This is a genomic window from Geobacillus sp. FJAT-46040 (assembly GCF_002335725.1).
GTDB classification, from domain to species: domain Bacteria; phylum Bacillota; class Bacilli; order Bacillales; family Anoxybacillaceae; genus Geobacillus; species Geobacillus thermoleovorans.
In genome coordinates, this window is sequence record NZ_NISS01000001.1 from 823,595 (window position 1) to 850,579 (window position 26,985).

At 55.8% G+C, this 26,985-nt stretch carries 28 protein-coding genes; all 28 read left to right on the plus strand.

Features of this window, described 5'->3' with window-relative positions; all coding sequences use genetic code 11:
- Positions 1–17 precede the first annotated feature (17 nt).
- Entirely contained in the window at positions 18–1,328 is a 1,311-nt protein-coding gene (der, locus tag CD000_RS04485) for a ribosome biogenesis GTPase Der (protein WP_013144887.1), read from the plus strand.
- 330 nt (positions 1,329–1,658) lie between these two features.
- A complete protein-coding gene (locus tag CD000_RS04490; protein ID WP_011231704.1) occupies positions 1,659–2,693 on the plus strand; it encodes an NAD(P)H-dependent glycerol-3-phosphate dehydrogenase in 1,035 nt (344 codons plus the stop codon).
- Between the two features lie 181 nt (positions 2,694–2,874).
- A complete protein-coding gene (locus tag CD000_RS04495) occupies positions 2,875–3,078 on the plus strand; it encodes a DUF2768 domain-containing protein (RefSeq protein WP_011231703.1) in 204 nt (67 codons plus the stop codon).
- Positions 3,079–3,095: 17 nt separating this feature from the next.
- A complete protein-coding gene (locus tag CD000_RS04500) occupies positions 3,096–3,818 on the plus strand; it encodes a hypothetical protein (protein WP_021321982.1) in 723 nt (240 codons plus the stop codon).
- 156 nt (positions 3,819–3,974) lie between these two features.
- On the plus strand, positions 3,975–5,453 hold the full coding sequence (gene spoIVA, locus CD000_RS04505; protein WP_011231701.1) for a stage IV sporulation protein A: 1,479 nt from the start codon (positions 3,975–3,977) through the stop codon (positions 5,451–5,453).
- A gap of 769 nt (positions 5,454–6,222) precedes the next feature.
- On the plus strand, positions 6,223–6,495 hold the full coding sequence (locus tag CD000_RS04515) for an HU family DNA-binding protein (protein WP_008879623.1): 273 nt from the start codon (positions 6,223–6,225) through the stop codon (positions 6,493–6,495).
- 128 nt (positions 6,496–6,623) lie between these two features.
- Positions 6,624–7,190 carry a GTP cyclohydrolase I FolE gene (gene folE, locus CD000_RS04520; protein WP_011231699.1) on the plus strand — a complete coding sequence of 189 codons (567 nt, stop codon included), beginning with the start codon at positions 6,624–6,626 and terminating at the stop codon, positions 7,188–7,190.
- Positions 7,191–7,202: 12 nt separating this feature from the next.
- Positions 7,203–7,427, plus strand: coding sequence for a trp RNA-binding attenuation protein MtrB (mtrB, locus tag CD000_RS04525; RefSeq protein ID WP_011231698.1), 225 nt, complete (start codon positions 7,203–7,205; stop codon positions 7,425–7,427).
- 115 nt (positions 7,428–7,542) lie between these two features.
- Positions 7,543–8,322, plus strand: a complete 780-nt coding sequence (locus CD000_RS04530; protein WP_096224983.1) for a heptaprenyl diphosphate synthase component 1 — start codon at positions 7,543–7,545, stop codon at positions 8,320–8,322.
- Between the two features lie 4 nt (positions 8,323–8,326).
- On the plus strand, positions 8,327–9,031 hold the full coding sequence (gene menG / locus CD000_RS04535) for a demethylmenaquinone methyltransferase (protein WP_011231696.1): 705 nt from the start codon (positions 8,327–8,329) through the stop codon (positions 9,029–9,031).
- 15 nt (positions 9,032–9,046) lie between these two features.
- Positions 9,047–10,009, plus strand: a complete 963-nt coding sequence (hepT, locus tag CD000_RS04540) for a heptaprenyl diphosphate synthase component II (protein WP_096224984.1) — start codon at positions 9,047–9,049, stop codon at positions 10,007–10,009.
- A 98-nt stretch (positions 10,010–10,107) separates the two neighbouring features.
- On the plus strand, positions 10,108–10,557 hold the full coding sequence (ndk, locus tag CD000_RS04545; RefSeq protein ID WP_031213038.1) for a nucleoside-diphosphate kinase: 450 nt from the start codon (positions 10,108–10,110) through the stop codon (positions 10,555–10,557).
- 72 nt (positions 10,558–10,629) lie between these two features.
- The gene (locus CD000_RS04550) at positions 10,630–11,400 is read left to right on the plus strand and encodes a CheR family methyltransferase (protein ID WP_011231693.1); all 771 of its coding nucleotides are present in this window, start codon (positions 10,630–10,632) and stop codon (positions 11,398–11,400) included.
- Between the two features lie 99 nt (positions 11,401–11,499).
- Entirely contained in the window at positions 11,500–12,666 is a 1,167-nt protein-coding gene (gene aroC, locus CD000_RS04555; RefSeq protein WP_011231692.1) for a chorismate synthase, read from the plus strand.
- 2 nt (positions 12,667–12,668) lie between these two features.
- Complete coding sequence (gene aroB / locus CD000_RS04560) at positions 12,669–13,769, plus strand: 3-dehydroquinate synthase (RefSeq protein WP_015375270.1); 1,101 nt, start codon at positions 12,669–12,671, stop codon at positions 13,767–13,769.
- Positions 13,766–14,146 (plus strand): chorismate mutase, encoded by a 381-nt coding sequence (gene aroH, locus CD000_RS04565; protein ID WP_013144896.1) that lies wholly within the window; start codon positions 13,766–13,768, stop codon positions 14,144–14,146. The genes aroB and aroH overlap by 4 nt, the downstream gene beginning before the upstream one ends.
- 234 nt (positions 14,147–14,380) lie before the next feature.
- Positions 14,381–15,907, plus strand: coding sequence for an anthranilate synthase component I (gene trpE / locus CD000_RS04570; RefSeq protein ID WP_096224985.1), 1,527 nt, complete (start codon positions 14,381–14,383; stop codon positions 15,905–15,907).
- On the plus strand, positions 15,901–16,920 hold the full coding sequence (gene trpD, locus CD000_RS04575) for an anthranilate phosphoribosyltransferase (protein WP_011231688.1): 1,020 nt from the start codon (positions 15,901–15,903) through the stop codon (positions 16,918–16,920). The genes trpE and trpD overlap by 7 nt, the downstream gene beginning before the upstream one ends.
- Positions 16,913–17,689 (plus strand): indole-3-glycerol phosphate synthase TrpC, encoded by a 777-nt coding sequence (gene trpC, locus CD000_RS04580; protein ID WP_014196204.1) that lies wholly within the window; start codon positions 16,913–16,915, stop codon positions 17,687–17,689. The genes trpD and trpC overlap by 8 nt, the downstream gene beginning before the upstream one ends.
- Positions 17,676–18,317, plus strand: a complete 642-nt coding sequence (locus CD000_RS04585; protein ID WP_096224986.1) for a phosphoribosylanthranilate isomerase — start codon at positions 17,676–17,678, stop codon at positions 18,315–18,317. The genes trpC and CD000_RS04585 overlap by 14 nt, the downstream gene beginning before the upstream one ends.
- A 365-nt stretch (positions 18,318–18,682) precedes the next feature.
- Complete coding sequence (trpB, locus tag CD000_RS04590; protein WP_031213046.1) at positions 18,683–19,897, plus strand: tryptophan synthase subunit beta; 1,215 nt, start codon at positions 18,683–18,685, stop codon at positions 19,895–19,897.
- Positions 19,881–20,687 (plus strand): tryptophan synthase subunit alpha, encoded by an 807-nt coding sequence (gene trpA, locus CD000_RS04595; protein ID WP_023634341.1) that lies wholly within the window; start codon positions 19,881–19,883, stop codon positions 20,685–20,687. The genes trpB and trpA overlap by 17 nt, the downstream gene beginning before the upstream one ends.
- 31 nt (positions 20,688–20,718) lie before the next feature.
- Positions 20,719–21,816: a histidinol-phosphate transaminase gene (hisC, locus tag CD000_RS04600; protein WP_096224987.1), complete on the plus strand. Its 1,098-nt coding sequence runs from the start codon at positions 20,719–20,721 to the stop codon at positions 21,814–21,816.
- A gap of 87 nt (positions 21,817–21,903) precedes the next feature.
- Positions 21,904–23,007, plus strand: a complete 1,104-nt coding sequence (locus CD000_RS04605) for a prephenate dehydrogenase (RefSeq protein WP_013144904.1) — start codon at positions 21,904–21,906, stop codon at positions 23,005–23,007.
- Positions 23,008–23,034: 27 nt separating this feature from the next.
- A complete protein-coding gene (aroA, locus tag CD000_RS04610; protein ID WP_021322190.1) occupies positions 23,035–24,318 on the plus strand; it encodes a 3-phosphoshikimate 1-carboxyvinyltransferase in 1,284 nt (427 codons plus the stop codon).
- A gap of 269 nt (positions 24,319–24,587) precedes the next feature.
- Positions 24,588–25,844, plus strand: coding sequence for a tetratricopeptide repeat protein (locus tag CD000_RS04615; RefSeq protein ID WP_011231680.1), 1,257 nt, complete (start codon positions 24,588–24,590; stop codon positions 25,842–25,844).
- A gap of 56 nt (positions 25,845–25,900) precedes the next feature.
- Positions 25,901–26,434 carry a ReoY family proteolytic degradation factor gene (locus tag CD000_RS04620; protein WP_063167316.1) on the plus strand — a complete coding sequence of 178 codons (534 nt, stop codon included), beginning with the start codon at positions 25,901–25,903 and terminating at the stop codon, positions 26,432–26,434.
- An 88-nt stretch (positions 26,435–26,522) separates the two neighbouring features.
- Entirely contained in the window at positions 26,523–26,978 is a 456-nt protein-coding gene (locus tag CD000_RS04625; protein ID WP_011231678.1) for a YpiF family protein, read from the plus strand.
- Positions 26,979–26,985 lie beyond the last annotated feature (7 nt).

The following is a 26,985-nucleotide window of genomic DNA, read 5'->3' on the forward strand; positions in this document are numbered from 1 at the left end:
AGATAAAGGGTGGTAGCATGGCAAATCCAGTCGTGGCCATTGTCGGCCGTCCAAATGTAGGAAAATCGACGATTTTCAACCGCATTGTCGGGGAACGCATTTCCATCGTCGAAGACGTGCCTGGAGTGACGCGCGACCGCATTTACAGCCGAGCCGAATGGCTGAACCATTCGTTTTATTTGATCGATACCGGCGGCATTGACATTGGCGACGAGCCGCTGCTTGTGCAAATTCGCCAGCAGGCGGAAATCGCCATCGATGAGGCGGATGTCATCATCTTTATGACGAACGGCCGGGACGGTGTGACTGCGGCTGATGAAGAGGTGGCCAAGCTGCTCCGCCGGTCGAATAAGCCGGTTGTGCTCGCGGTGAACAAAATCGACAATCCGGAAATGCGTGATTTGATTTACGACTTTTACGCTCTGGGCTTTGGGGAGCCGTATCCGATTTCCGGAGCTCATGGGACAGGGCTTGGCGATTTGCTTGATGCTGTTGTCCGTCATTTTCCAAAGGGCGGTGGACAAGAGTATGAAGAAGACGTCATTAAGTTTTGCCTCATTGGCCGGCCGAATGTCGGCAAATCGTCGCTTGTCAACGCCATTTTAGGTGAGGAGCGGGTCATCGTCAGCGACATCGCCGGTACGACGAGGGACGCCGTCGACACCTCGTTTGTGCGAGAAGGGCAGGAATATGTTATCATTGATACGGCAGGGATGCGCAAACGAGGGAAAATTTACGAAAGCACGGAAAAATATAGCGTCTTGCGCGCGTTAAGGGCCATTGAGCGCTCGGACGTCGTGCTTGTTGTGTTAAACGCTGAGGAAGGCATCATCGAGCAGGACAAAAAAATCGCCGGATACGCGCATGAAGCGGGTCGCGGTGTCATTCTTGTCGTCAATAAATGGGATGCGATTGAAAAGGACGACAAAACGATGGTCGAATTTGAGCGGAAGATTCGCGATCATTTTCCGTTTTTGGACTATGCGCCGATTTTGTTCGTATCGGCGAAAACGAAGCAGCGGCTGCATAAGCTCTTGCCGCTCGTCCGGCTTGTGAGCGACAATCATGCGATGCGCGTCCAGACAAATGTGCTCAATGAAGTCATCATGGATGCGGTGGCGATGAATCCGACGCCGACGCATAACGGGCGGCGTCTGAAAGTTTATTACATGACGCAAGTCGCCGTCAAACCGCCGACGTTTGTCGCGTTTGTCAACGACCCGGAACTGATGCATTTTTCATATGAACGGTTTTTGGAAAACCGCATCCGCGATGCATTCGGTTTTGAAGGCACGCCGATTAAAATCATCGCCCGCCCACGGAAATAAGAAAAGCGGAGGCCGCTTGCCCATCGGCGACACGCGCTGCGGGGCCCGCGAGGAGGCTGTTGCCGCCGCAGAGGGACACGCAGCGTCGCAAGCCGATAGCGGCCGCAGCTAGACAGGAAGAAAAGCGGAGGCCGCTTGCCCATCGGCGACACGCACTGCGGGGCCCGCGAGGAGGCTCGAACCAAGGAAAGCTTGGTTCTGTGTGGGTGGTGTCACAGGAGCGTAAGCCATGTGTCGCCGCCGCGAAAGTCGGACGAACAGGAGCAAAGAGGCGGCGCGCGATTGCTATTTTTCAAGGTTGCGACAATCGGATAAAGGAAGTGGAAAACGATGGAGAACATCGCCGTATTGGGGGCTGGAAGCTGGGGAACGGCGTTGGCGCTCGTGCTGGCTGACAATGGGCACCACGTCCGGCTCTGGGGTCATCGGACCGAGCAGATCAGCGAAATCAACGAAAAGCGGACAAATGAGAAATATTTGCCAGGCGTTCGCCTGCCGGACGCCATTATCGGCTATGACGACCTTTGCGCTGCGCTTGACGGCGTTGCGATCGTTGTGCTCGCCGTGCCGACTAAAGCGATCCGCTCGGTGCTTGCGGACGTGCGCGCCTGCTTGGCCAAGCCGATCACCATTGTTGCCGTCAGCAAAGGAATCGAACCAGGGACGCATAAGCGGGTGTCGGAAATGGTCGCCGAGGAAATGGGGGAATGGCTTGCAGATGTTGTCGTTCTCTCCGGGCCGAGCCATGCCGAGGAAGTCGTGCTCCGCCACCCGACGACCGTGGCGGTATCGTCGCCAAATATGGAAGCGGCGCGCCGCATTCAAGACATCTTTATGAACCATCACTATTTTCGCGTGTATACGAACCCGGATTTAATCGGCGTCGAAGTCGGCGGGGCGCTGAAAAATATCATCGCCTTGGCCGCCGGAATCAGCGACGGGCTTGGCTATGGGGATAACGCCAAAGCGGCCCTCATCACGCGCGGGCTCGCCGAGATTGCCCGCCTCGGCTGCGCCCTCGGCGCTAATCCGTTGACATTCGCTGGTTTGACGGGAGTCGGCGATTTGATTGTCACGTGCACGAGCGTCCATTCCCGCAACTGGAGGGCCGGCTACATGCTCGGCCAGGGAAAAAAGCTGGACGAGGTGCTTGAGAGCATGGGGATGGTCGTCGAAGGGGTGCGAACGACAAAAGCCGCCTATGAGCTGGCGAAAGAGCTTGGTGTGAAGATGCCGATCACCGAAGCTCTCTATGACGTATTGTTTGCGGGAAAAGACCCGAAAGAGGCGGTCGATTCGCTCATGGCGCGCGGAAAAAAAGAGGAAATGGATGACTTAAACAACATTTTTGCCGAACAAGAATGATGAAAATAGGCCAATGGCGGTACAAGTCGTCTTCGTTCTGCATACAATATGGCGAACCATCATCGGCTTGAGCTTCCGGAAGGGTATGAGGGGATGCTGAAGTAAAGAAAGCCCCGCTTTACTTCAGCTTTTTTTTTGCCAATGCTATAATTATAGTTGTCGAAAAAAAGGAGGAGCGTCCATGTCACCGGCGTTAGCGAAAATGTGGATCGCCATCGCCTCGATGGTGTTTATGTTTATTTCCGTCGGCTTCATTTACTTAAGCCGCTACAAAGTCAAGATGAAATGGCTTCGCTTTCTGTTGGCGCTCGTCGCCTACATTCTTTTGATTTTCGCCGGCATCATCATCATTTTCGTCGTATTCAGCGGACCGACACCGCAATAGGCAAAAAGGTGGGAAAGATGAAACGAATCGCTCGCTTGTTGTTGTCATGTATATGTTTGGCGCTGCTTTCCGGCTGCTTGTATCCACAAGAGCGGCTGAAACAAAACCAAATTCCTTACAAAGACCAAGTGGCGGCCGTCCAATCGGCGGTGGATGAGTACCGGAAGGCGACCGGCGGGCTTCTGCCGATTAAAACACGCGACATGAACACGCCGATGTATTTGAAGTATCCAGTCGATTTTCAAAAGCTCGTTCCCCGCTATATGCAGGAGCCGCCGGGAAACGCCTATGAAAGCGGGGGCGTCTTCCAGTATATGATCATCGATGCGGAAACGAACCCGACGGTCAAGCTGCTTGATCTGCGCTTAGCCGAACGCATCCGTGATCTGAAGCTGCGGCTTAGCATGTACACGGACAAGCATAAATATCCGCCGTTTCAAGACGTCGTTGCGCCGGGCGTATTTACGCTCGATTACAAAAAGCTCGGCTATAAAGAGCCGCCTTATGTCGTCAGCCCGTTTTCCGGCAACAACTTGCCGTTTGTCATCGACGGGAATGGAGAAATTTACATTGACTACCGTTCTGATTTGTATGCGGCGTTGAAAAAATATCCGCACCACTACAAGCCGGGTGACGATATTCGCTCGATTTTGACCGACCATTCGCTGTTTGTGCCGGCGTATTCGTTGCCCTATACGATCGACGCCAAGACGAATGAACCGATTTTTTTTACAAAATGAGTCATCTTCCCTTCTCTAGGAAAATACATTCTAGAGAAGGGATTTTTTCTATTTTAGTCATAACCGAATCGGACAACATCATATGCATATAGTGTCCGACTATGCTAGCTCATTCCACTGTTTCTTATAACGACCGAAGGACTGGAGGGGAGTTATTTGGAAAAGGTCGATATTTTTAAAGATATCGCCGAGCGGACCGGCGGCGACATTTATTTAGGGGTCGTCGGCGCCGTCCGCACCGGAAAATCGACGTTTATTAAACGGTTTATGGAGTTGGTCGTGATCCCGAACATTAAAAACGAAGCCGATAAAGCGCGCGCCCAAGATGAACTGCCGCAAAGCGCCGCCGGCAAGACGATCATGACGACAGAACCGAAGTTCGTGCCAAACCAGGCGGTGACGGTGAAAGTGGATGAGGGGCTTGAAGTCAACATCCGTCTTGTCGACTGCGTCGGCTACGCCGTGCCCGGCGCAAAAGGGTATGAAGACGAAAACGGGCCGCGGATGATCCACACGCCTTGGTATGAAGAGCCGATCCCGTTCCAAGAGGCGGCGGAAATCGGGACAAGAAAAGTCATCCAAGAACATTCGACGATTGGAGTCGTCATTACGACGGACGGCACGATCGGGGAAATTCCGCGCCAAGACTATGTCGAAGCGGAAGAACGGGTCATTAGCGAGCTCAAAGAAGTCGGCAAGCCGTTCATTATGATCGTCAACACCGTTCGGCCGCACCATCCGGAAACCGAGGCGCTTCGCCGCGAGCTCGCCGAAAAGTACGACATTCCGGTGCTCGCCATGAGCGTGGAAAGCATGCGCGAAGCCGACGTGTATAACGTGCTTCGTGAAGCATTATATGAATTCCCGGTGCTTGAAGTGAACGTCAACTTGCCGAGCTGGGTGATGGTGCTGCGCGAAGATCATTGGCTGCGCGAAAGCTATCAAGAAGCGGTGCGCGACACCGTCAAAGACATCAAACGGCTGCGCGACGTCGACCGGGTTGTGCAGCAGTTTGCCGAGTACGATTTCATCGAAAAAGCGGCGCTTGCCGGCATCGAAATGGGGCAAGGGATCGCCGAAATTGACTTGTATGCACCGGATGAGCTGTACGATCAAATTTTAAAAGAAATCGTCGGCGTCGAGATTCGCGGCAAAGACCATCTGCTTCAGCTCATGCAAGACTTCGCCCATGCGAAAGCGGAATATGACCAAATCGCCGACGCGCTGAAAATGGTCAAACAAACCGGCTACGGCATCGCTGCGCCCGCTTTGTCTGACATGAGTCTTGACGAACCGGAAATCATCCGCCAAGGGTCGCGCTTTGGCGTCCGTTTGAAAGCTGTGGCGCCGTCGATTCATATGATCAAAGTTGACGTCGAATCGGAGTTTGCACCGATCATTGGCACGGAAAAGCAAAGCGAAGAGCTCGTCCGCTATTTAATGCAAGACTTCGAAGACGATCCGCTGTCGATTTGGAACTCTGACATTTTCGGCCGCTCGCTCAGCTCCATCGTCCGTGAAGGCATCCAAGCGAAACTTGCGCTCATGCCGGAAAACGCCCGCTACAAGCTGAAAGAAACGCTTGAGCGCATCATCAACGAAGGCTCCGGCGGCCTCATCGCGATTATTTTATAGAAAAGCGGAGGCCGCGCGCAAGCTCCCGAGGCAAAATGTTCTCCGCGCCGAGAAGTGCTTGCACTTCGAGGGCGGAGGTTATTTTGCGGAAGGGAGCTAGCGGCCGCAGCTAGACAGAAAGAAAAGCGGAGGCCGCTTGCCCATCGGCGACACGCGCTGCGGGGCCCGCGAGGAGGCTGTTGCCGCCGCAGAGGGACACGCAGCGTCGCAAGCCGATAGCGGCCGCAGCTAGACAGAAAGAAAAGCGGAGGCCGCGCGCAAGCTCCCGACAAGGGAGCTTTTTTTGATGCCATTTTTTCAGTTGCTAAGCGGCAAAGGGAAAAAATCGCCAAAACCCTTGAGAAATCAGGATTGGCACTTGATTATAGGCATGGCGTTATGGTAATCTTTTATCTGAAATCGTTGTTTTGGTGAAATATGCCTAAAATTGGCCGTTTTTGCGAAAAAAGATGTTGAATTTCCGCGGTCAATTGGTTAAGATTAGGCATGTCACCGCCTGTTGGCGGGAAGAAGGCGGCTTTCCTCGCCCTTGGCTTCGTTTGCGCCCGGCGAAAACAGGAGGAGCCCAAACTGTTGGGAAGGGGCTTCAGCCGGCGGCATAGGCGCATCTCCTGCGGACTGTCGCGAGGCAAACATAGAATGATTGGCTGCGCCGGCGCGGCGCGCGGGCCTTCTTGCCGCTGGAATTGGATGTCTATGTATAGAAAAGCAGAAAAGTGTGCACAAATGGTAGTAAACAAGACCAGCCCCTTGGGAGGAGGTGAATGGCATGAACAAAACGGAATTGATCAATGCGGTCGCTGAAACAAGCGGTCTTTCCAAAAAAGATGCGACAAAAGCCGTTGATGCGGTGTTTGATTCGATTACAGAAGCGCTGCGAAAAGGCGATAAAGTGCAATTAATCGGTTTTGGAAACTTTGAAGTGCGCGAGCGCGCCGCCCGGAAAGGACGCAACCCGCAAACGGGCGAAGAAATGGAAATTCCGGCAAGCAAAGTTCCTGCATTCAAACCGGGCAAAGCATTGAAAGATGCCGTCAAGTAAGCCTACATAGCAGGAGCGCAGGAGGGAAGGGCAGGTGATCCACCGGCCCTTCTTTTTTGTTTTTTTTGGCTCCCTATGCTAGAATCGGATTACATGCAGCTTTTATGATGCAGGAGGATGTTGTTTGTATGCCAGAGATCAATTTTGCGCAAATTGAATATGCGGTCCGCCTCATTCTTGAGGCGATCGGGGAAGATCCAAACCGCGAAGGGCTCGTCGATACGCCGAAGAGGGTGGCGAAAATGTACGCCGAGGTGTTCGCTGGGCTGCAGGAAGACCCAAAGCAGCACTTTCAAACCGTATTCAGCGAGGAACATGAGGAGCTTGTGCTCGTCAAAGATATTCCGTTTTATTCGATGTGCGAACACCACTTAGTGCCGTTTTTTGGCGCTGCCCACGTCGCCTATATTCCGCGGGAAGGGAAAGTGACCGGGCTGAGCAAGCTCGCTCGAGCCGTTGAGGCGGTGGCGCGCCGCCCGCAGCTGCAAGAGCGCATCACGGCAACGATCGCTGATTCGATCGTCGAGGCGCTTGAGCCGCATGGGGTGATGGTCGTCGTTGAGGCGGAGCATATGTGCATGACGATGCGCGGGGTGAAAAAACCGGGGTCCAAAACAGTGACGACAGCGGTGCGCGGCGTGTTTGAAACAGATGCCAACGCCCGCGCTGAAGTGCTTTCGTTAATCAAAGCGTAAGGAGGGAAGAGGATGTACACAAACAGCGATTTTGTCGTCATTAAAGCGCTCGAAGACGGGGTGAACGTCATCGGGCTGACGCGCGGCGCGGACACAAGATTTCACCATTCGGAAAAGCTTGACAAAGGCGAAGTGTTGATTGCTCAGTTCACGGAACATACGTCGGCGATCAAAGTGAGAGGAAAAGCGTATATTCAAACGCGCCACGGTGTGGTTGAATCGGAAGGGAAAAAGTAAACCAGCAAATTTCTAGCAAACTAGAGCGTTTTCGACAAAATTATGTTATAATTGAGTCCGTCATGGCGGTGTGGATATTTTTTGGGGGACAAGGGTGAGAAGAGTGAATGACATCATGGTGCAATTGTCGTCATTGAAGGAACAAATCGAACGGCTGCTTGACCATCCGTATTTGCGCGCGCATGTGCCGGCGCCGGCTGTTGATGAAGACCGGCTGCTGCTTTCGCTGTCGATGATGACTGATGCTCCGGCGACGCCAAATGAGCCGGACCGGTGCATCATCGCCATGATGCTCATGCAAATCGCCCTTGACACCCATGATCAGGTGACAGACCGCGGCGGCGATTTGCGGACGCGGCAGCTTGTCGTTTTGGCCGGCGACTTGTACAGCGGGCTTTATTACGACTTGCTGGCGCGCTCGGGCGATGTTGCGCTTATCCGTTTGTTCGCCGAAGCGGTCCGCGAGATTAATGAGCAAAAAGTGCGGCTGTATGAAAAAAAGGTGGAGCGGATCGAGACGCTGTTCGCCGCGGTCGGCACGATCGAGTCGGCGTTGCTTGCGAAGCTTGCCGAGCGCATCGGGGCGCCGCAATGGGGGCGATTTTCCGGCCATTACTTGCTGTTGCGGCGCTTGCTGCTCGAGCAGGAAGCGTTCGTCCGCACGGGGTCATCCATGCTGTTTGAGCAAATGGCGCATATCGCCTTTCCATGGGCCAAAGGGCTGACGAAAGAACAAAGGCGGCATTTGCTTCGCCTTTGCGAGCGTTATATTGACCATTGCAAGGAAGCGCTGCTGGCGGCGAATTTGCCGATGAACGACCTGCTGCGGTTTCGCATGGCGGAACTTGCCGGCGGATTTCAAGCCATCGTCAAAAAGTCGGTGGAAGAAGGGTAGAACGATGCATCAATCGAAAGAAGAGCGAGTCCATCGCGTATTTGAAAAAATTTCTGCACATTATGACCGGATGAATTCTGTCATCAGCTTCCGCCGCCATTTGAAATGGCGCGAAGACGTCATGCGGAGGATGAATGTGCAAAAAGGGAAAAGGGCGCTCGACGTTTGCTGCGGAACGGCCGACTGGGCGATCGCGCTGGCTGAGGCGGTCGGGCCGGAGGGGGAAGTGTACGGCCTTGACTTCAGCGAAAACATGCTGAAAGTCGGCGAACAAAAGGTGAAGGCGCGCGGCCTCGGCAACGTCAAGCTCATTCACGGCAACGCCATGCAGCTGCCGTTTCCCGACAATTCGTTCGATTATGTGACGATCGGCTTTGGCTTGCGCAACGTTCCTGATTATATGACAGTGCTTAAGGAAATGCACCGCGTCACCAAGCCGGGCGGCATGACCGTCTGTCTGGAAACGTCGCAGCCGACGTTGTTTGGTTTCCGCCAGCTTTACTATTTTTATTTTCGGTTTATTATGCCGCTGTTTGGCAAGCTGTTGGCGAAAAGCTATGAGGAATACTCGTGGCTGCAGGAATCGGCGCGCGAATTTCCAGGGCGGGACGAGCTGGCCGAGATGTTCCGCGAAGCCGGTTTCGTCGATGTCGAGGTCAAACCGTACACGTTCGGCGTAGCGGCCATGCATTTAGGCTATAAACGATGAGTCAAGGTGAACACCATGAAGTTAAAGGCGATGTATTCGTTTTTAAGCGATGATTTGACGGCGGTCGAAGAAGAGCTGGAGCGGACGGTCCGATCCGAATACGGGCCGCTCGGGGAAGCGGCGCTCCATTTATTGCAAGCGGGCGGAAAGCGGATCCGTCCCGTTTTTGTCTTGCTGTCCGCCCGCTTTGGTCATTATGATTTCGAACGGATTAAACATGTGGCCGTAGCGCTCGAACTCATCCATATGGCATCGCTCGTTCACGACGATGTCATCGATGACGCCGACGTGCGGCGCGGCCGGCCGACGATCAAGGCGAGATGGAGCAACCGCTTTGCCATGTATACAGGCGATTACCTCTTCGCCCGTTCGCTTGAGCGGATGGCGGAGCTTGACAGCCCCCGTGCTCATCAAGTGCTGGCGAAAACGATCGTTGAAGTGTGCCACGGGGAAATCGAGCAAATCAAGGATAAATACCGATTTGATCAGCCGCTTCGCACGTACTTGCGGCGCATCCGCCGCAAAACGGCGCTATTGATCGCCGCCAGCTGCCAGCTTGGCGCCCTTGCCGCCGGCGCGCCGGAGGCGGTGGCCAACCAGCTGTATTGGTTCGGCCATTGCGTCGGCATGTCGTTTCAAATTACCGATGACATTCTCGATTTCACCGGCACGGAAGAGCAGCTCGGCAAGCCGGCTGGAAGCGACTTGCAGCAAGGAAACGTCACCCTCCCCGTGCTGTATGCCCTTTGTGATGAACAGGTGCGGGCAAAAATTACGGCCGTCAACGCGGACACGGATGCCGAGGAGATGGCGGCGGTGCTAGCGGCCATTAAACAGACGGACGCCATCGAACGATCGTATGCGCTAAGCAATCGCTATTTGGAAAAGGCGCTCCGCCTGCTTGGCGAGCTGCCGGCCAACGAAGCGCGCACGCTGCTTCATGATCTCGCCCTCTACATTGGGAAAAGGGATTATTAGCGCTTTCAAGGACGCTGTTGCCAACGGCGGAAAACAATGATACTATGATGGGTGGGAATCCGTTTCCCAGTACATACGACAGTAGAGGTGGAGAGCGAATGGCAGAACGGACATTCATCATGGTGAAACCGGACGGGGTTCAGCGCAATTTGATCGGCGAGATTGTCGCCCGTTTTGAAAAAAAAGGCTTCCAGCTTGTCGGCGCGAAGCTGATGCAAGTGTCGCGCGAGCTCGCCGAGCAACATTACGCTGAACATAAAGAGCGCCCGTTTTTCGGCGAGCTTGTCGACTTTATCACCTCGGGGCCAGTGTTTGCAATGGTGTGGGAGGGCGAGAACGTAATCGCCGCCGCCCGGCAAATGATGGGGAAAACGAATCCGCAGGAGGCTGCCCCTGGCACGATCCGCGGCGATTTCGGCTTGACGGTCGGCAAAAACGTCATCCACGGCTCTGACTCGCTGCAAAGCGCTGAACGCGAAATCAGCTTGTTCTTTAAAGAAGAAGAGCTCGTCAGCTATTCGAAACAGATCAATGCATGGCTGTACTGATGCGAAGACCGGCCGCCATTCGGCCGGTTTTTGCCGTTTTTGTACATTGACAGGGGAGAGGAACAGGCGACGATGGACGATTATGCGCAGTTCATTGCCAAAGTGAAGCGAAAAACAGGTATTGACTTATCGCTATATAAGGAAGCCCAGATGAGGCGGCGTTTGGCGTCGTTGTACATGAAAAAAGGGCTAAAGAGCTTTGCCGAGCTGTTTGCAGCGATGGAAAAAGAGCCGGCGCTATGGCATGAATGCTTGGATCGGATGACGATCAACGTCTCGGAGTTTTACCGGAACGCCAAGCGTTGGGAGGTGCTTGAGCACACCATTTTGCCGCGGCTATTGGCGGAAAACCCGCGCCCGAACGTGTGGAGCGCTGCCTGCTCAACCGGCGAGGAGCCGTATACGCTCGCGATGGTGCTCGCAAAACGATTGCCGCTTCACCGCGTGTCGGTGTTGGCGACCGACATTGACGATAATGCGCTCGCCCGCGCGCGCCTCGGTTTGTACAGCGAACGGTCGCTTGTAGAGCTGCCCGAGGAAATGAGAAAAAAGTTTTTTACGAAAGAAGGCGAGTATTATAAAATAGACGAAAAGATTAAACAAACGGTCAAGTTTCAAAAACACAACTTGCTCGCGGATCCGTTTCCGCGCAACATGGATTTGATCGTCTGCCGCAACGTGCTCATTTATTTTACGGAAGAGGCGAAGCGGATGCTGTATCGCAAATTTCACGACGCGCTCCGGACGGGAGGCGTGCTGTTTGTCGGCAGCACCGAGCAGATTTTCAATCCCGGCCTGTACGGTTTTGAAGTCGAAGAGACGTTTTTTTACCGAAAAAAATAGCTCGCGCCGGCTTCTTTTTTTCCTGAAACTATTTTCATTTTTCGAATTTATGATATATTTTTACTTAAACGCGTTAAAGACCTGAAGGGAGAGGCAAACATGCGGTATTTGACGGCAGGGGAATCGCATGGGCCGCAATTGACGGCCATTTTGGAAGGAGTGCCGGCCGGGCTTGAGCTGCGCGCCGAGCACATCAATAAAGAGCTGGCGCGCCGGCAAAAAGGATACGGACGCGGCCGCCGCATGCAGATTGAAAAAGATGAAGTGAAAATCACAGGCGGCGTTCGGCACGGGAAAACGCTCGGCTCGCCGATTGCGCTCGTTGTCGAGAATCGCGATTTTAAACATTGGCAAACGATTATGGCGGTTGAGCCGATTGATGACGAAGCGGAAGTGAAGCGGAAAGTGACGCGTCCGCGCCCAGGGCATGCCGATTTAAACGGCGCCCTGAAATACGGACATCGCGATATGCGCAACGTGCTGGAGCGCTCGTCGGCGCGTGAAACGACGGTGCGTGTGGCGGCTGGAGCGGTGGCAAAACGCATTTTGGAGGAGGTCGGCATCCGCGTCGCCGGGCATGTCATCGAAATCGGCGGCGTGCGCGCAAAGAAGCTCGATTATCGTTCGCTTGAAGAATTGCAGGCAGTGACGGAAGAATCACCGGTGCGCTGCTTTGACCCGGAGGCGGGGCAAAAAATGATGGAAGCGATCGATTGGGCGAAGAAAAACGGTGATTCGATCGGCGGCATCGTTGAAGTGATCGTTGAAGGTGTTCCGGCCGGAGTCGGCAGCTACGTCCATTACGACCGAAAGCTTGATGCGAAAATCGCGGCCGCGATCGTCAGCATCAACGCGTTTAAAGGCGTTGAATTCGGGATCGGCTTTGAGGCGGCGCGCCGCCCGGGAAGCGAAGTGCACGATGAAATCATTTGGAGCCCAGAACAAGGCTTTTCGCGCCGGACGAACCGGGCGGGCGGCTTTGAAGGCGGGGTGACGACCGGGATGCCGATCGTCGTGCGCGGAGTGATGAAGCCGATCCCGACGCTGTACAAGCCGCTTCAAAGCGTGGATATCGAGACGAAAGAGCCGTTTGCGGCAAGCATTGAGCGATCGGACAGCTGCGCCGTGCCGGCGGCGAGCGTTGTCGCTGAGGCCGTTGTCGCCTGGGAAGTGGCGGCGGCGATCGTTGAGCAGTTTGGGCAGGATCGGATGGACTTGATTAAGGAAAATGTGGAACGCGCCCGCCGCTATGCAAAGGAGTTTTGACGATGATCGAACGGACGATTGAAACGGCGACGAAGCGCTATCCGCTTCTTTTGGGCGATGGGGCGGCCCGTGTGCTGCCAAGCTTGCTTCGGTCGCTCTCCTGTCCGCCAGGGACAAAACTTTTCATCGTTACCGACGATACTGTGGCGCCTCTTTATTTGGATGAGGTGCGGGCGTTGCTTGCCGCCGCTGAGTATGACGTGTACGCCTACGTCATTCCAAGCGGGGAGGCGGCCAAGTCATTTGATCATTATTACGCTTGCCAGACAGCGGCATTGCAGTGCGGCCTCGACCGCCGCTCGGTTATCATTGCGCTTGGCGGCGGCGTTGTCGGCGATTTGGCTGGGTTTGTCGCCGCCACCTATATGCGCGGCATCCGTTACATTCAAATGCCGACGACACTCTTGGCCCATGACAGCGCCGTCGGCGGCAAAGTCGCCATCAACCATCCGCTCGGCAAAAATATGATCGGCGCCTTCCACCAGCCGGAAGCAGTTGTGTATGACACCTCCTTTTTGCGCACGCTGCCCGAGCGCGAGCTTCGGTCCGGGTTTGCCGAAGTGATCAAACATGCGCTGATCCGCGACCGCCGCTTTTACGACTGGCTGCGCGCGGAAATCAAGACGCTCGCCGACTTGCGCGGCGAGAAACTCGCCTATTGCATTGAAAAGGGCATTGACATTAAGGCGTCCGTCGTGCGTGAGGATGAAAAAGAAACCGGGGTGCGCGCCCATTTGAATTTCGGCCATACGCTCGGCCATGCGCTGGAAAGCGAGTTAGGCTACGGCGCGCTCACTCACGGGGAGGCGGTTGCGGTTGGCATGCTGTTTGCCGTCTTTGTCAGCGAACGGTTTTACGGCCGGTCGTTCGCTGAGCATCGATTGGCCGACTGGTTCGCCGGATACGGCTTCCCGGTGTCGCTGCCGACAACGGTTCAGACGCGCCGCCTGCTTGAGAAGATGAAAGGCGACAAAAAAGCGTACGCCGGAACAGTGCGGATGGTGCTTCTCTGTGAGATCGGCGACGTGGAAGTGGTGGAACTCGAAGACGACAACCTGCTCACGTGGCTGGACGAGTTTGCCAGACAGGGGGGGAAAGGATGATTCGCGGCATTCGCGGAGCGATTACAGTGGATCGAAATGACGCCGAGGAAATCGTGGCGGCAACTGAAACGTTGCTTCGTGAAATGATCCGCGCAAACGATGTCGCCGCTTCTGATGTGTCGTTTGTGCTCATTTCCGTCACCGACGACATCACCGCCGCGTTTCCGGCGCAGGCGCTGCGCCGTTTGGACGGCTGGACATATGTGCCGGTCATGTGCACGAGGGAAATTCCGGTGCCCGGTTCATTGCCGCGCTGCATTCGCGTCATGATGACGGTGGCGACTGAGAAACAGCAAGAAGAGATCTGCCACGTGTATTTAAAAGGGGCGGTCGTGCTGCGCCCGGATTTGTCGTTGACAAAAAAAACAGAAATGTAATATAGTTAAAATAACCTCTTTGCCCCCTGAGACATCGGGGGCGTTAGAAGTGGAGCGAGAGCAGAGAGCGAGCGTAGGGTAGATGAGAATGAGCGAGTTTAGCTGAGGTGAGCGTTTTTTCATTCGCCGACATCTGCCCAAAGACGGTCGTCTTTGGGCGTTTTATTTTCCCTCTCTTTTTTCGCCTCATAAACCCTCATTCTCCGCCCGCTGATCATGAAGGGAGGAGAAGTGATGTCTGCTGATGGGCTGGCCGCTTTTTTGGCGGAAGCGAACGAATTTCGAACCATCCCGATTGTGCGCAAATTTGTAGCCGATGTCATTGAGCCGCTCGGCGTGTTTGCCAATTTGCGCGAGGAAGCCGTGTTTTTGCTTGAAAGCAAGGATGACGAATCGCCGTGGGCGCGCTATTCGTTCATCGGTGTGGCGCCGTTTTTGACGCTGGAGAGCGAAACCGGCGAAACGTTTTCGGTGAAAGACGAAAACGGGAACGAACAAATCACCGCACCGACGCTGAAAGAAGCGTTTCAATGGGTCGAGCGGACGCTTGCCGTCAAGCCGCTTGCCGAGACGGTGCCGTTTACAGGCGGTGCAGTTGGGTTTTTAGGCTACGATTTCATTTCCGCCATCGAAAAAGTGCCGCGCCACAAAAACCACGATGTGCCTATGAAGACGGCCTATTTCGTGTTTTGTGAATCGCTGTTTGCGTTTGACCAAAAAAAGCGTGAGTTGCTCGTCATTCATTATATTCGGTTGAGCGGCAACGAAACGGAGGAAGAGAAAATCGAAGCGTACCGCGCGGCCGAACGGCGCATGGCCGATCTCGCGGCGAAAGCGGCCCGCCCTCAAGCCGAGCAACCGCTCTTGCCGGCGGAAAGCGAATCGGGGCGGACCGCCTCGTTTGCCAAAGCGGTGTCCAACTATGACAAAAAACAGTTTTTGCGCGATGTGGAGGCCGTGAAACGGTACATCGCGGCCGGCGATGTGTTTCAAGCGGTTCTGTCGCAGCGCTTCTGCGTGCCGGTTCAAGCCGGAGGCTTTGCCATTTATCGGCTGCTCCGATACATCAACCCGTCGCCGTACATGTTTTATTTCCAGCTTGACGGTGTGGAAATTGTCGGCAGTTCGCCGGAAAAACTGATTCAAGTGCACCGTCGGCGCGTTGAAATCGATCCGATTGCCGGCACACGGCGGCGCGGCCGATCGCCGGAGGAAGACGAGAGGCTGGCTGATGAGCTGTACCACGACCCGAAAGAACGGGCTGAGCATTATATGCTTGTCGATTTGGCGCGCAACGACATCGGCCGGGTCGCCAAGTACGGAACGGTCGAGGTGCCGGTGTTGCTTCAGATCGGCAAGTTTTCACACGTGATGCACTTAATTTCCAAGGTCGTCGGTGAACTGGACGACAACGTCCACCCGATCGATGCACTCCTTGCCGCCTTTCCGGCTGGAACGGTGAGCGGGGCGCCGAAAGTGCGGGCGATGCAAATTTTGCAGGAACTCGAGCCGACAGCGAGGGGGCTGTATGCTGGAGCGATTGCCTATATCGGGTTTGATGGCAACATCGATTCGTGCATCGCCATCCGGACAGCGGTCGTGAAAGACGGCTATGCCTATGTGCAAGCCGGCGCCGGCATTGTCGCCGACTCCGTTCCAGAACTGGAGTGGAAAGAGACGCGCAATAAGGCGAGCGCCTTGATGAATGCGATTGAACAAGCGGAACGACTATTTGCTAAAGGGGAGAGGGTCGTATGTTGAAGCAGCTGCTTTCGAAATGTGCGGAAGGGAAAGCGTTGACGGAAGATGAAGCGTATGCGGCGATGAATATCATCATGTCCGGCGAGGCGACGGACAGTCAAATCGCAAGTCTGTTGTCCATGCTCCGCCTGCGCGGAGAGACAGTCGATGAGCTCGTCGGATTTGTGCGGGCGATGCGCGACCGGATGACTGCCATTGAGGCTAGTGATGATGTCATCGATACGTGCGGTACGGGCGGCGATGGGGCGGCGACATTCAACGTTTCCACCGCCGCGGCGATCGTCATTTCATCGCTTGGCGTCAAAGTCGCCAAGCACGGCAACCGCGCTGTTTCGTCAAAAAGCGGCAGCGCTGATGTGCTCGAGCGGCTCGGCATCGACATTCAAACGTCGCCGTCGGCCGCCAAACAGGCGTTGGAAACGAAAGGGCTGGCGTTTTTGTTCGCCCCGCTCTATCACGCGGCGATGAAACACGCCGCCGGGCCGCGGAAGGAAATCGGTTTCCGCACCGTTTTCAACTTGATCGGCCCGCTCGCCAATCCGGCGCGCTGCAAGCGGCAAGTCGTCGGCGTCTATTCGACCTGCTACGCTGAGAAATTGGCGGAGGCGATGCGCCGCCTCGGCTCGGAACATGTGTTGTTTGTCACCGGGCGCGATGGGCTTGATGAATGCAGCATCGCTGCAGAAACGGATGTCGTGGAGTTGAAAGACGGTGCGATCCGCCGCTTTGTCATCGCACCAGAAGACGCCGGCTTGCCGCGCGGCGAGCTTGCCGATGTGCAAGTGCGCGATCCGGAAGAGAGCGCCGCGCTTCTTGAGGCGGTGATGGCGGGAACAGCGCCGGAGAGCGCCATCAATATCGTTGCGCTGAACGCCGGCGCCGCCCTGTATGCCGCCGGCAAAGCTGAAACGATTGCCGAAGGAGTGGCGATGGCGAAAGAGGCCATTTTGTCCAAAACCGCATACGAACAACTGCAACGCCTGCGGGCGAAGGAAGTGATTCATGATGCTTGAGCAAATTTTAGCAGCCAAACGGGAAGAAGTGGAAACGTTGACGCTGCCGGCGCCATTGCCAGAGCGAAAGCGCCGGCCATTTGCGGCGGCGCTCCGTCGGCCGCGGCGGATGCTTGGCTTGATCGCTGAAGTGAAAAAAGCATCGCCGTCAAAAGGCATCATTCGCCCGAATTTTGACCCGGTGGCCATCGCGAAAGCATATGAGCGCGCCGGTGCCGACGCGATCAGCGTGCTGACGGATGAACGGTATTTCCAAGGGCATCGCCGCTATTTGCGAGCGGTGAAAGAAGCGGTTAACGTTCCCGTGCTGCGCAAAGATTTCATCATCGATCGGCGGCAAGTCGAGGAAAGCGTCCGACTCGGGGCGGATGCGATTTTATTGATCGGCGAGGCGCTCCCGCCGGAAACACTCGAGGAGCTCTATCATGAAGCGTACAGCTTGGGGCTCGAATGTCTGGTCGAGGTGCATGCAAAAGAGACGCTCGAGCGGATTTTCGATCGGTTTACGCCGGAGATCGTCGGCATCAACAACCGCGACTTGCATACCTTTGTGACAACACTTGAGGCGACCAAAACGCTCGCTCCGCTCATCCCGCCATCGTGCGTCATCGTCAGCGAAAGCGGGATCGGTTCCTTCAATGATGTGAAGACGGTCAAATCGTACGGAGCGCAGGCCATGCTCGTCGGCGAGTCGCTCATGCGCCAAGATGATGTGGAGCGAGCGGTCTACCGGCTGTTTGGGGAGGAAGATGGGGATGATTCGAATTAAATATTGCGGCAACCGTTCGGCTGAAGACGTGCAGGCCGCTATCGCGAGCGGGGCTGATTACCTCGGCTTTATTTTCGCCGAAAGCAGGCGGAACGTCTCTCCGAGTGAAGTGCAGCAATGGCTTGAGCCCCATAAGCTTGGCGCAAAGCAACTTGTCGGCGTCTTTGTCAACGCCCCCGTTAGGCGGATCGCCGCTGTCGCCGCCGAGCTGCCGCTTCATGTCATCCAATGCCACGGCCGTGAAACGCCGGCGGAGCTGGCGGCGGTGAAAGAGGCGGTGCCGCTTTCCGTCTGGAAGGCGATCCACCATGGCGACGGTGCGCTTGCGGCGATGAGGCAGTACGCTGGCATTGCCGATGGCTACGTCGTTGACAGCCGCGCCGCCGGCGCCTGGGGGGGGACGGGCGTCGCTTTTGATTGGGAGGCGGTGCCGCACTATTTGGAAGAGGCGGCCCGCCAAGGCGTGCCGTGCTTCATCGCCGGCGGCATCACTCCGGACAATATCGAGCGGCTGCTTGTCTACCGCCCGGATGGCATCGATATCAGCAGCGGCATTGAAACGGACGGACGCAAAGATCCAACGAAGATGAAACAAATCGAAGAAAAAATAAAACATCACGGGTGTTGATGATCCGTTATGTACGAAAAAACAGAGAATGATATGGCTGAACACAAGCTTTTCTGCCTCTTCCCTCGAACAAGAACGCCGGCGGGCGAATGACATTTGCCCGCAAAGCGTTCATTGTTCGAGGAGGGCATGCGGCAGCATGCCCGGTCGGCAAGCGAGCCGCTTGCCGACTACGGCAGAAAAGCTCGGACTAGAGCCTTCTCGACAGACTTTTTATTGGTTCATCAACACACCTGATAAAAAAATAACAAAACGAAGGGCCAAAAGACGGCGCTGACGCTCGGACGGTTAACAAACACAGGCACTTTGAAGAAATGCGGCTCTTCGTCTTTCAACTTTTATGAAGGAGAAGGTGGGGTTAGATGATGGAACGCGTTCCGAATGAATACGGCCGGTTTGGCGATTTCGGCGGCAAGTTTGTCCCTGAGACGCTCATGCTTCCGCTTGAGGAAATCGAAGCGGAGCTTGACAAAGCGCTTGCCGATGAATCGTTCAAACAAGAATACATCCGCATTTTGCAGCATTACTCCGGTCGCCCGACCCCGCTCACGTTCGCGCCGAATTTGACACGGCAAGTCGGCGGCGCGAAAATTTATTTAAAGCGCGAAGATTTAAACCATACGGGCGCCCATAAAATCAACAACGCGATCGGCCAGGCGCTTTTGGCAAAACGGATGGGCAAGAAAAAGCTGATCGCTGAAACCGGAGCCGGCCAGCACGGCGTCGCCGCGGCGACGGTGGCCGCCCATTTCGGCATGGATTGCATCGTTTTTATGGGCGAAGAAGACATCAAGCGGCAGGAGCTGAACGTGTTTCGCATGAAGCTGTTGGGCGCCGAAGTCGTGCCGGTGTCAAGCGGCAACCGAACGTTGAAAGATGCGACGAACGAAGCAATTCGCTATTGGGTCGCCCACTGCGACGACCATTTTTACATGATCGGCTCGGTCGTCGGTCCGCATCCGTACCCGAAAATGGTGCGCGAGTTTCAGCGCGTGATTGGCGATGAAGCGAAAGAACAGTTTCTCGCCCGTGAAGGGAAGCTGCCGGATGTCATCGTTGCCTGCGTCGGCGGCGGCAGCAACGCCATCGGCATGTTTTACCCGTTTTTGCAAGATGACGTCCGCCTCGTCGGCGTCGAGGCGGCCGGCAAAGGGATCGACACTCCGCACCATGCGGCGACAATCACAAAAGGGACGAAAGGGGTCATACACGGGGCGATGACCTACCTGTTGCAAGACGAGTACGGACAAATTCTCGAACCGTATTCGATCTCAGCCGGCCTTGATTACCCCGGCGTCGGCCCGGAACATGCGTATTTGGCGAGCATTGGCCGCGTCCGCTACGAAAGCGCGACCGATGCCGAGGCCGTCGCTGCGTTTCAATTGTTGGCGCAAACGGAAGGCATCATTCCGGCCATCGAGTCGGCCCATGCGGTGGCGAAAGCCGTCGAGCTCGCCCGCGAGATGCCGCCGGATGAAACGGTGCTCATTTGCCTGTCCGGCCGCGGAGATAAAGATGTGCAAACGATGATGCGCCATCTTGGTGCGAGGGAAGGTGAAGACATTGCCACTGTCCGTTAATCCGCCGCTATTTATCCCGTTTATCGTTGCCGGTGATCCGGCTCCCGATGTGACGATCGATCTCGCCTTGGCGCTTGAGGAGGCCGGCGCTGACATATTGGAGCTTGGCGTGCCGTACTCCGACCCGCTCGCTGACGGACCGACGATTCAACGCGCCGCCGCAAGGGCGCTTGACGGGGGCATGACGCTGCCGAAAGCCATTCAGCTTATTGGCGAGATGCGAAAAAAAGGGGTAAACATTCCGATTATTCTCTTTACGTATTACAATCCTGTGTTACAATTAGGAGAAGAATCCTTTTTTGCTTTAGCGCGGGAAAATGGCGCCGACGGCGTGCTCATTCCCGATTTGCCGTTTGAGGAAAGCGGTCCGCTCCGCGAACTTGGCGAACGGTTTGGTCTCCCGCTCATTTCGCTTGTTGCGCCGACGTCGAAGCAGCGGATCGAGCGGATCGCTTCGGCGGCGCAAGGGTTTTTGTATTGCGTCTCCTCGCTAGGCGTTACAGGCGTGCGTGAGACGCTGCCGGAGACGCTCGGCGATTTCCTCCGCGAAGTGAAGCGGCATAGCCGCGTCCCGGTCGCCGTCGGCTTTGGCATTTCGGCGCCGGAGCAAGTCGCGATGTTGAAAGAGGTGTGCGACGGCGTTGTCGTCGGCAGCGCGCTCGTGCAAAAAGTCGAGCAGCTGGCTCCGAGGTTGCAGGCGCCGGACGAAAGGGAAGCGGCCGTCGCCGAGTTTGCTGCCTACGCCCGTTCGCTTGCCGCGCCGCTTCGGGAGCCGTGTTCTTCGCGCTAAAAGTTCCGAATTGAAGGAGTTGGCGACAATCATGCAAGTAAAGGAATCGCTCCGGGGTCTTTCTCCGTACCAGCCGGGAAAATCGATCGAAGAAGTCAAACGGCAATATGGCTTGCCTGAGATTATTAAACTTGCTTCTAACGAGAATCCGTACGGTTCGTCGCCATCGGCAAAAGCGGCCATCGCCGCTGAGCTTGACCGCCTCGCCGTCTATCCGGACGGCTGCGCCCGCACGTTGCGCGAAAAGGTGGCGAAGCATCTTGGCGTCAAGGAAACACAGCTTCTGTTTGGCAACGGTTCGGATGAGGTGGTGCAAATTCTTTGCCGCGCCTTTTTAGAGCCGGGGGCGAATACAGTGATGGCGGCGCCGACATTCCCGCAATACCGGCACAATGCCATCATCGAGCGGGCCGAGGTGCGCGAAGTGCCGCTTGTTGATGGGCGTCATGATTTGGAGGCGATGCTTGCGGCGATCGATGAAAACACGCGCATCGTCTGGATTTGCAATCCGAACAACCCGACGGGCACGTATGTGAATGACACCGAGCTGCGCGCCTTTTTGGATCGCGTGCCGCCGCACGTGCTCGTCGTCGTGGACGAAGCGTACTACGAATATGCGACGGCGCCCGACTACCCGCAAACGGTGCCGCTTTTAAACGAGTACGAGCAGCTTGTCGTCATGCGCACGTTCTCGAAAGCATACGGGCTCGCTGCGCTCCGCGTCGGCTACGGCGTGGCGAGTGGGACGCTCATCCGCGCCGTCGAGCCGGCGCGCGAGCCGTTTAACACGTCGACCATCGCCCAAGCGGCCGCGGCGGCCGCACTTGACGATCAAGCGTTCATCCGCGCCTGCGTCGAACGAAATCGCGCCGAGCTTGAGCGGTATTATCGCTTTTGCGAGGAGAACGGCCTGAAGTATTACCCGTCGCAGACAAACTTTTTGTTCATTGATTTCGGGTTGGATGGCGACGAAGTGTTCCGCTATTTGCTGGAGCGCGGCGTCATTGTCCGCTCGGGCCAAGCGCTTGGGCTGCCGACCGGCGTGCGTGTGACTGTTGGCACGAAAGAGCAAAACGACCGGGTGTTGGAACTCGTTTCGCAACTGCTTCGGGAAAAACAGCTCGCCTGACCGTTCAGCGGCGGGATGGATAGAAAAGATCGGCCCGTTGCTTTTCAAAAGCAGCGGGCGCACGTTTACATAAAGTAGGTGGGACGATTGGAAGGAAAAGTGTTCATTGTCGGCCTCGGCTTGATCGGCGGATCGATTGCATTGGCGATTAAAAAAGCGCATCCGGAGGCGATGATCATCGGCTACGACGTCAATGAGCGGCAGCTCGGCTTGGCGCGTTCGCTCAAGGTGATCGACGAAGCCGCCCGTTCGCCCGAAGACGGATACGGACAGGCGGATTTGATCGTTCTGGCCGTTCCGGTCATGCAGACGGAGGCGCTGCTTTCATCGATGCCGCTCGAGCGGTTGAAGCGCGGCGTTATCGTTACCGATGTCGGCAGCACGAAGCAGCGCATCGTTCAAGGCGCCCGCCGCCTGTTGGATCATGGCGTAGCGTTCATCGGCGGCCATCCGATGGCCGGGTCGCATAAAAGCGGTGTGGCGGCGGCAAGGGCTCATCTGTTTGAAAACGCCTTTTACATTTTGACGCCGACGGACGATGTGCCGCCGCAGCAAGTCGAGGCGTTGAAACAGTGGCTTGCGGGAACGAAAGCGCAGTTTGTCATCTTAACGCCCAAAGAGCATGACCGCATCACTGGCGTAATCAGCCATTTTCCGCATTTGATTGCGGCGAGCCTCGTTCATCAGGCGCGCGAATACGAGTGCGAAAACGCCCTCGTCAGCCGGCTGGCGGCCGGCGGCTTCCGCGACATCACCCGCATCGCGTCGAGCAATCCGGAAATGTGGCGCGATATTTTTATCCATAACAAGCATGAACTGCTTGCGCTCTTTGACCGCTGGATCGCCGAAATGGAGCGGCTGCGTTCGTTTGTCGAAGAAGAAAACAGCATCGCTATTTACCATTACTTTTTGGAGGCGAAACAGTTTCGCGACGGGCTGCCGTCGAGAACGAAAGGAGCGATTCCGTCGTTTTACGATTTGTATGTCGACGTGCCGGATTATCCGGGCGTCATCTCCGAAGTGACCGGCTATTTGGCCGAAGAAAACATCAGCATCACGAACATCCGCATCATTGAGACGCGCGAAGAAATTTACGGCGTGCTCCGCCTCAGCTTCCAAAGCGAAGACGATCGGGCGCGGGCGAAAGCGTGCCTCGCCAAACATACGAACTATGCCACCTATGAAGGGTAGCAAGGAAAAACAATGGAGGGATTTTGCATGCAGTTGCCAACCAACGTGTCGTCGCTCCGAGGAATGATCGAAGTCCCTGGCGACAAATCGATTTCCCATCGCGCCGTCATGCTCGGGGCGCTTGCTTCTGGACGGACGGTGATTGACCATTTTTTGCCTGGGGCGGACTGTTTAAGCACGATCGACTGTTTCCGGAAACTCGGCGTTGACATTCGCCAGGACGGGACGACAGTCGTTGTCGAAGGAGCCGGCCCCGGCGGGCTGCGCGAGCCGGCTGCGGTGCTTGATGTCGGCAACTCGGGAACGACGGCGCGCCTGTTGCTCGGCATTTTGGCCGGCCAGCCGTTTCACGCCTGCCTTGTCGGCGATGAATCGATCGCCAAGCGACCGATGGGGCGGGTGACGAAACCGCTTCGCGAAATGGGAGCGCGTATTGACGGGCGTGAGGGCGGCAATTATACGCCGCTTTCCATCCGCGGCGGCGCGCTTCGCCCGCTTCGCTACACTTCGCCGGTGGCGAGCGCGCAAGTAAAATCGGCCATTTTGCTCGCCGGCTTATTCGCTGACGGCGTGACGTCTGTTGCTGAGCCGCACCGCTCGCGCGATCATACCGAGCGGATGGTTCGGTTGTTTGGCGGTGAAGTGAATGTGGATGGCTTGACCGTCTCGGTGGCCGGTCCGCAACGCTTGCGCGGGACGCACATTTACGTTCCCGGCGATATTTCGTCAGCCGCCTTTTTCCTTGTCGCCGGCGCCATTGTGCCAAACAGCGAAATTACGCTGAAAAACGTCGGCTTAAATCCAACGCGGACCGGCATCATCGATGTGCTTACACAAATGGGGGCGGATATTGCGATTGACAACGTCCGCCACGAGGAAACCGAGCCGGTCGGTGATATTACGGTCCGCACGTCGACGCTTCGGGCGGTTGAAATCGGCGGGGATCTGATTCCAAGATTGATCGACGAAATTCCGATCATTGCCTTGCTCGCGACGCAGGCGGAAGGAACGACCGTCATCAAAGACGCGAGCGAACTGAAGGTGAAAGAGACGAATCGGATCCATACGGTCGTCACCGAGTTGAAAAAACTCGGCGCTGACATCGAAGCAACCGACGACGGCATGATGATCCGCGGCAAAACGCCGCTTTATGCCGACGGGATTGTTGTCGACAGCCATGGCGACCACCGCATCGGCATGATGCTCGCCGTTGCTGCCTGCATCGCCAAAGGGACGGTCCGCCTCGAGCGTTCGGAAGCGGTCGCCGTTTCCTATCCGGCGTTTTTTGCCGACCTCCGTTCGCTGCTGTAAGGCCTCCCGCCCCAAGCGGGCGGGCGGTCATATTTTGCGTTGTTCGTTCATATATTGTCAGTGAGAGGAAGGGCTCCGTATTTTTTGAAAGCGGATACATTTCCTGTTTCTAGATAAAAAAAACGACGCACCTTCCAGACGGCGAGCGGTTTGGTTGCGGAAACGGCCATGATCGATTATCATCATTCATGTTCCCATTGTAACAGTACATAACGATTTGAATGGCAAAGGCGGATGGCCGCCTGCCGCAAGAGAGGGCTGACGAAACGATGACACGCGTCGAACAAATCATTCGCTTAGTGGAAAACGGAAACGTCGACCAAGCGTTGGCGCTCGTGCCGAAAGTGAAAAAATATGGAAGTGATGAAGAAAAATACGCGCTTGCCGACTGCTTGTACGGATGGGGAATGCCGGAAGAGGCGAAGGAGCTGCTTGAGGAGCTGGCTGCCCGCTATCCGGATGACGGCGACATTCGCCTGTTTTTGGCGGAAGTGTATACGGAGCTTGAAGCCGAAGAGGAAGCGCTCGCCATTTTGTCGGAGATCGACGAAGACGATCCGCAGTTTGTCCGCGCGTGCCTTCTTGCCGCCGATTTGTACGAAATGCAAGGGCTGGCGGAAGTGAGCGAGCGGAAGCTGCGTCAAGCGTACGAGAAAGCTCCAGATGAGCCGATCGTGCAGTTTGCGTTGGCTGAGTTGTATTTTTCGCACGGGGAATACTCAAAAAGCGTGCCGCTTTATGAACAGGTGCGGAAGACGAATAAGGAGATGGCCGGCGTCTTGATCACTGAACGGATCGCTGAGGCGCTCAGCCGTTCCGGGGAATTCGAGGCGGCGCTTCCATATTATGAGGAGGCGCTCAATGAAAAAATGGACAGTCGGACGCTGTTCGCCTACGGATTCACCGCGTTGCAGGCCGGCTATACACAAACGGCCATCGATAAGCTCAGCGCTTTAAAAGAGCTCGATCCGGACTACACTCCGCTTTACCTTTATTTGGCGAAAGCGTATGAACAAGAAGGACGGCTCGTGCAAAGCTATGAGACGGCGCTTGAGGGCATCGGCGTCGACGAATGGAACAAAGAGCTCCGCCTTTACGCAGGCAAGCTGGCGCTCAAGCTGAACAAGCCGGAGGAGGCAGAGGAACATTTGAAAAAAGCGCTTGAGATCGATGGCGGGTACATCGAGGCGCTCACGGTTTTATCGGCGCTTTGGCTAAACGAACAGCGCTATGAGGATGTCGTCGCGCTTCTTGAGCAGGCGATGGCCGATGGCGAGTACGATCCGCAGTTTGAATGGGACCTTGGGCGCGCCAAACATCGGCTTGAGATGTACGACGATGCATTAAATCATTACGGCGAGGCATATAATTTCTTTAAGCACAATGTCGAGTTCCTCGAAGAGTACGGATATTTTCTCATCGAGGAAGGAAATCGGGCGGCGGCGAAAGAAATATTTCAACAGATCGTCCGTCTCGACCCAACCCATACGGAGGCGGCGGAGATGCTGCTTGAGCTCGAAGAGTAGGGGAGAAGCGGTGGCCCAACCTCTTTCTTGGAAACCGATCGAGGGGGAAGCGCACAATGACGCACGTATCCGTCAATGAGAAAAAAGAGTTTATCCGTTGGTTTTTAAGCCACTATCAGTTGAAGCGGCGCGAGTGTGTCTGGATTTTAAACTATTTGATGAGCCATGACCAGCTCATGCAAAAGGTGCATTTTGTCGAGAATGCCCAATATTGCCCGCGCGGCATCGTGATGTCGACCCATTGCGTGGATGACGTGCCGTTTCGCTTCTACAAAGGGAATGTGATGACGACCGATGCGGAGAAATCGTTCCATGACATCCGTTTAAACCGCGACGAAGATATTTACATTCAACTGAATTTCCGCGCTTCTTTTCATTCGCCGCAATATGTCGCCGTGCTTGAGGAAAATCCGTACGCGCCGAAGCAGGCGCAAGTGAGCGAAAACGACCAGCGCCTCGCCGAGCAGTTTTTGGAACGCTCCATTTACGAATTCCGGCGCGGGCGGCTCATGAAGCTGATCGATGAGGCGCTTGACCGCCATGATGAAGAGGCGTTCCGCCGCCTGACCGATGAATTAAACAAATTGTAAAAACCTTGCCGCCGGCAAGGTTTTTCTTTTGCCGAAAAATATGGTATGGTGATGAAGGGAAGAAACTTTGAGGAAAAGGAGAGTACGAATGAAGTGGACAGGCGAGGACGTCGCCCTCTATGAACGAGAGCGCGACTACATCGACACGGCGCTCCTTCCGCTTTTGCCGGTGGCTTTCGGCCAAGGAGCGAAGCGGCTCGCTTCCGGCGGGGAGCTTGTCGGGCTCATCGCGGCCGAGGTCGAGCGGCAGCTGAAGGGCCGGTTGTTTTTGATGCCGTCGTTTGTGTATTTTGCCGATGAGCCGCGGGCGCTGCTTACCGAAAGGCTGGCGGATTGGACCAACCGGCTTAAGCGGGAAGGAATGAAGCATCTGTTTTATGTGACGTGCGACCGTGCGTGGCAAGAGGGCGAAGAAGCTGACCGCGTTTGGTTCGTTCCGGTTGTTCCGCTCGAGAGCATGGGTGAATCGTACAAGCACGAGCTTGTCAGAGAGCAGGCCGCCGAGCTGCTCCGCTTTCTCATCGGTCGATGGGCGCAAGAGTAGACGCGGC